The 5,500-nt window shown below is 45.4% G+C and carries 6 protein-coding genes; 4 read left to right on the plus strand and 2 right to left on the minus strand.

From position 1 onward, the window contains the following. Positions 1–211: 211 nt before the first annotated feature. Positions 212–1,243 (minus strand): DNA polymerase III subunit delta, encoded by a 1,032-nt coding sequence (holA, locus tag I6E38_RS14245; RefSeq protein WP_235394615.1) that lies wholly within the window; start codon positions 1,241–1,243, stop codon positions 212–214. A gap of 127 nt (positions 1,244–1,370) precedes the next feature. Between holA and I6E38_RS14250 the strand changes: the two genes are divergently transcribed. The 3 genes from I6E38_RS14250 to I6E38_RS14260 are packed head-to-tail and all read left to right on the plus strand — an operon-like array spanning position 1,371 to position 3,277. Beyond that, entirely contained in the window at positions 1,371–1,835 is a 465-nt protein-coding gene (locus I6E38_RS14250; protein WP_235394616.1) for a type I restriction enzyme HsdR N-terminal domain-containing protein, read from the plus strand. Between the two features lie 29 nt (positions 1,836–1,864). Next, entirely contained in the window at positions 1,865–2,431 is a 567-nt protein-coding gene (locus tag I6E38_RS14255; protein WP_235394620.1) for a sugar O-acetyltransferase, read from the plus strand. Between the two features lie 48 nt (positions 2,432–2,479). Then, the gene (locus tag I6E38_RS14260; RefSeq protein ID WP_235394617.1) at positions 2,480–3,277 is read left to right on the plus strand and encodes a DnaJ domain-containing protein; all 798 of its coding nucleotides are present in this window, start codon (positions 2,480–2,482) and stop codon (positions 3,275–3,277) included. Positions 3,278–3,395: 118 nt separating this feature from the next. Here I6E38_RS14260 and I6E38_RS14265 read toward each other — a convergent pair whose 3' ends face one another. Continuing rightward, positions 3,396–4,679, minus strand: a complete 1,284-nt coding sequence (locus I6E38_RS14265; RefSeq protein WP_235394618.1) for an O-acetylhomoserine aminocarboxypropyltransferase/cysteine synthase family protein — start codon at positions 4,677–4,679, stop codon at positions 3,396–3,398. Positions 4,680–4,847: 168 nt separating this feature from the next. On the opposite strand from I6E38_RS14265, the gene I6E38_RS14270 reads away from it, so the two are divergent. After that, the gene (locus I6E38_RS14270; protein ID WP_235394619.1) at positions 4,848–5,261 is read left to right on the plus strand and encodes a hypothetical protein; all 414 of its coding nucleotides are present in this window, start codon (positions 4,848–4,850) and stop codon (positions 5,259–5,261) included. Positions 5,262–5,500: the final 239 nt, after the last annotated feature.

The following is a 5,500-nucleotide window of genomic DNA, read 5'->3' on the forward strand; positions in this document are numbered from 1 at the left end:
AAATATGTAAAACGTAAATTTTAAAGACTCCATATCCTTCATTTTTTGCAATACTGAAGAATTCTGAACAAAGGATTATGTGGCTTGATTTTTGCAAAAATAAAGGGGTAAAAAATGGCCTAACTCCCATGTTCTTTAGGAAGTTAGGCCGAAAAAAATGGTCTGAACCGTTTCTTATTCTGGAAAAGAAACTAGTGGAAAATATGCTTTTTTAGTGCAAAATGAAGAAGATTAGCTCCTTCATAAGGTCGCCAGTTGAGGTGTTTTGGTTGTCCAATCCCTTACTTTTGGCATCGATTTCCCTTAGTTTGGATAAAATCTGTAGAGTTTTCATTGCTGTGAAGTTTCTCATTCCAGTGCGGTAGTCCTTCAGACCCCACACCGACTTCAGATCAAGGAAGGCTGCGAGGTTGTTGTCGTTGTTGCGATCGGGCGCATAGAATGCTACCATCAGGTTCTGGAAGTAAGAGTATAGTAAAGGCAGACATGCAAACAGTGAACCTGCCTTTGGATTTTTGTCAAAATATTTTACTATCTGATTAGCCTTGAAAACATTCCTTTCGATGATTGCTGTCTTCAGTTCGAACACATTGAAGTCCTTGCTTACTCCTATTTCACGTTCTACAATTTCGGGTGTGATGCGTCGGTTGTCGTCGGGCAGTGAGATCATCACTTTCTCCAGTTCCGATATAAGGCGACTCAGGTCAGCGCCGATGTGTTCGGCTATCATCGAACACGATTTTGGGTCGATGGCAACATGGTTGTCTTTGAGGTATTTCTCAATGAACGAGGGTAGCTCAAAGTCACGTTTCTTCTTGCTTTCAAATACCACTCCTACTGCCTCGGCCTTGCCTACAATCTTCTTTCGCTTGTCGATAGTGCCGTTTTTATAGCATACTACAAGTATGGTAGACTGTAATGGTTTCTCGAAGTATCGCTCCAATGCATCAAGCGATTTCAACGCCTGCGCCTCTTTTACAATCACTACACGATAGGGTGATGGCATTACGGGGTAACCCTTACAGAGGTCGGATATTTGGGCTGCTGAGGTGTCAGCACCGAATACGATGGTCTGGTTGAAGTCGCGGTCGTCGGGTTCAATGACGTTCTCTGCAATATAGTCGGCTATCTTGTCGATGTAGTAAGGTTCGTCGCCCATAAGGATGTATACGGGCGCATATTTCTTGGCTTTCAGGTCGCGCATGATTGATTCATACGTAGCCACGGATTTTCTTTCTGCCATAATAATTATATTATAAGGTGTAAAAATAAATTAACGGGTAGCCTTACGGCTCGTTATTCTCGTTAAAATTGCATACTTTTGTATGCTGTTTGCTGCTTATGCAGCATTTCAAAGCAAAATTACGAAAATGATTCGATTAAATCTACCAACTTTCGAAATAAAGTTATCGGGGACCAAGGAACATCCGCGAATTTTCGACATACTGCGCCGCCGCTATGTGGCTCTAACGCCCGAAGAATGGGTGCGTCAGCACTTTGTCCACTTCCTTACAGGACACAAGGGCTATCCTGCTGCCCTTATGGCCAACGAGGTGGGGCTGATGATTGGTAATAAGAAATTACGGGCTGACAGCGTGCTGTACGACCGTCAGCTGCAGCCTCGCATGATAATAGAGTACAAGGCACCGTCAATCGAAATAACACAGAAGGTGTTTGATCAGATTGCAGCCTACAATCTCTTGTTGCATGTCGATTATCTTGTTATGAGCAATGGATTGCAGCATTATTGCTGCCGTATGGACTACGAGAATCGCAGATATGAGTTCTTGAGGGATATTCCTGATTATAGTGAGATCAATAACCACAATCAATAAATATGGCAGAATATAAGAACGAGTCGGCAATGACGACTGAATATGAAAAAATGCGCAGCCAACAGCTGTATTGCTTTGATGATGCTGAGGTAATGGCAAGTATAGTCCGTGCAAACGAACTGTGTACAAAACTATCAATAATGACGCTCGCCTCGCCTGAATACAGACAGACAGTCGAAGCCCTTATCCCTGGCATACCGCAGTCGTCAGTCATCATTCCTCCGTTTCATTGCGACCATGGACATGGAATTACCGTAGGTGAGCACACGTTTATCAATTGCGACTGTATAATGCTTGATGGGGGAGAGATAACTATAGGAGCGCATTGTAAGATTGGTCCCCGCTGCCAGTTTTTCACGCCACAGCATCCTATCGACTATGAGGAGCGTATGCAGCCCGTAGAGACTTGTCATCCTATCAGGATAGGCGATAATTGCTGGCTTGGTGGTGGCGTTACGGTGTGCCCTGGGGTTACTATCGGTCCGCGTAGCATTATTGCAGCAGGAAGCGTCGTGATTCGCGACATCCCTGCCGACTCATTGGCTGCCGGCAATCCAGCTGTGGTGAAGAAGAGTCTTATAAGGAATGCGGATTGATAATATTGATAATAATACAAAGTGATTAAAATATAAAAACGAAAAATAATGGGAGTAGGAAGATGGATAGGCGGCTTCTTCGGCTTTATGTCGGGTGGACCGCTTGGAGCACTTGCCGGCTATGCTATAGGCTGGTTGTTTGAGAAGGGAGCTGAAGGGTTCAGCGGTGCAGACAATGTGTATAATGACAATCGCCAGTATGGTGGCTATACGGAGCAACAGCAGTATGAGGGACAGCGCAATTCGTTTCTGTTCTCGCTGCTTGTACTCGCTTCGTATATTATGAAGGCAGACGGAAGGGTGATGCACTCTGAGATGGAGCTCGTTCGCTCTTTCCTGCGTCGCAATTTCGGCGAGATGGCAGTACAACAGGGCGAGCAAATATTACTTCGCCTGTTTGAACGTCAGAAGCAGATGGGCAATATGGCGTTTAAGGATGTGATACGCGACTCATGTGCTGAGATAGCGCAGCATATGGAATACTCGCAGCGTCTGCAACTCGTCAACTTCCTCGTGATGATAGCACAGGCCGATGGTAGTGTGCCGCAGAGCGAGATTGAAGCCTTGCAGTTTATAGCAGCAAATCTTGGTCTTTCTGTCGAAGACTTGAATTCAATGCTCAATCTGTCGTCGGGCGGCAATAATCTTGATGCAGCCTACAAGGTGCTTGGCATTGCTCCAGACGCTTCTGATGATGAAGTGAAGGCTGCCTACCGCAGCATGGCTCTGAAACATCATCCCGACCGCGTAGCTACGCTTGGAGAGGATGTGCGTAAGGCTGCCGAACAGAAGTTCCAGGAAATCAATGCTGCCAAGGAGACAATATACAAGGCAAGGGGACTGTAGTGCGACAGGAAGTTGTCCTTTGGCATAATAAAAGTTGCCTTTTGGCGTAATAAAAGTTGCCCTTTCGCTCTTCTAAACGAATTCGTTTGAAGAGTGAAAGGGCAATTCTTTTTTATGTTTAAATCTTGTCCAAAGCTTGGCGGATGTCGTCGAGTATGTCCTCAACGTCCTCAATGCCTACTGACAGGCGGATGAGGTCGGGAGCAACACCTGCCTCGCGCAGCTGCTCGTCAGACAACTGACGATGGGTGTGGCTTGCCGGATGAAGCACACAGGTGCGAGCATCTGCCACGTGGGTTACGATGTTTATCATGTCGAGCGAGTCCATGAAGCGGATAGCTGTGTCGCGGTCGCCTTTCAGTCCGAAGGCTATCACGCCGCAAGATCCGTTAGGCAGGTATTTCTCAGCGAGTTCGTGGTATTGGTCGCCTGGCAGTCCGCTGAAGTGAACCCATGCCACACGAGGGTCGGCCTGTAGGAATTCTGCCACCTGCTGTGCGTTGGCGCAATGCTGCTTCATGCGTAGGTGGAGCGACTGCAGTCCGAGATTCAGAATGAATGAATTCATTGGGGCTGGGATTGAGCCAAGGTCGCGCATCAGCTGAGCTACAAGCTTGGTGATGTAGCCCATCTTGCCGAACTTCTTGGCGTAGGTGAGCCCGTGGTAGCTATCGTCGGGAGTACACAGGCCGGGGAACTTGTCGGCATTAGCGAGCCAGTCGAAATTGCCGCTGTCCACTACGCATCCGCCTACCTGGCTTGCTGTACCGTCCATGTATTTTGTTGTACTGTGAGTCACGATGTCGGCTCCCCATTCAAATGGACGGCAGTTGATAGGAGTGGCGAAGGTATTGTCAACAATGAGTGGAACGCCATTCTTATGGGCAATGCGTGCAAACTTCTCAATGTCGAGCACGGCACATCCCGGATTGCTTATTGTCTCGCCGAAAACAACCTTTGTATTTGGTCGGAAAGCTTTCTGAATCTCTTCTTCTGGGTCATTTGGGTTGACAAATGTGCATTCGATGCCCAATTTTTTGAGTGTTACACCGAAGAGGTTGAATGTTCCGCCATAAATCTCGTTGCTTGTCACGATATGGTCGCCTGCCTCGCAGATGTTGAATACAGCGTAGAAATTGGCTGCCTGTCCGCTGCTTGTAAGCACGGCTCCTACGCCACCCTCAAGTTGTGCAATCTTCTGTGCCACAGCATCGTTGGTAGGGTTCTGCAAGCGTGTGTAGAAGTATCCTTCCTTTTTGAGGTCGAAGAGCATAGCCATCTCCTCAGAGTTGTCATACTTGAATGTGGTGCTCTGGATGATTGGCGGTTCGATAGGTTCACCATTCTTTGCCTCGTAGCCTCCCTGTACGCAGATAGAGGCTGTTCTTAAATTCTTCTTCATCTTTTTGTTCTTAAATTTAGGCTTATTATATTGATTTTGGATGCGAAGGTACAAATAAAAGTGCTAATGAAGGCCATTTTTTCTTCTTATTTTTTGGGCTTTTGTCAAAAGCGGACTAACTTTGTAGAAAATATGAAAGTGAAAGTTCAATTTAATGTAATTTGAAAAATGAGAAAGATATTGTTCCTGTTGCCACCCATAGTGCTGGCTTTGGTGGTTGGAATGCTTGCAAGTTGTCGTTTTGCCACTTCACATAAGGATGGTGACACTATAGCAGCGTCTGAATTTGAGCCTGCTGATACTTCGCTTGTTTCAAAGCGTCAGGTGAAGGATACAATTAATAATGTGGCGCAGAATGTTGTTGATAGTACTGATATCTTCTATGTAGGCACAGGCTCTACAAGACAGTTCTTGCAACTTGTTTCCTATCCGTCCAAACGCGACACGCTTGTATATGGTAAGACACTGCATATCAAGGTGAAAGGTAGCGCCGACTTCAACAGTATTGTTCGCGTAAAGTTCTATTTGCTTAATGGCAAAGACTCGCTGGTGAGTGCTGTTGAACAGGTAGAAATCAATTAGAACAATTCTGTTGGATTGTCTATGGCAATCTTGTCATCTTGTCATCTTGTCATTTTGTCATTTTCATTTCTGAATGCTTGTTTTTTTGCTCTATAGTAAGTAAATGATCTAAATTATTTATATATATCAGTACTAATATGGTTCATTTTCCGTTTTATAGAAAAAATAGAATTATGAAACCAATAAAAGTACTTGAATTATCAGAGGTTGATCGCCTCAAATTAGAGAAAGGCTATCAT

The organism is Leyella stercorea (genome assembly GCF_021531355.1).
GTDB lineage: Bacteria > Bacteroidota > Bacteroidia > Bacteroidales > Bacteroidaceae > Prevotella.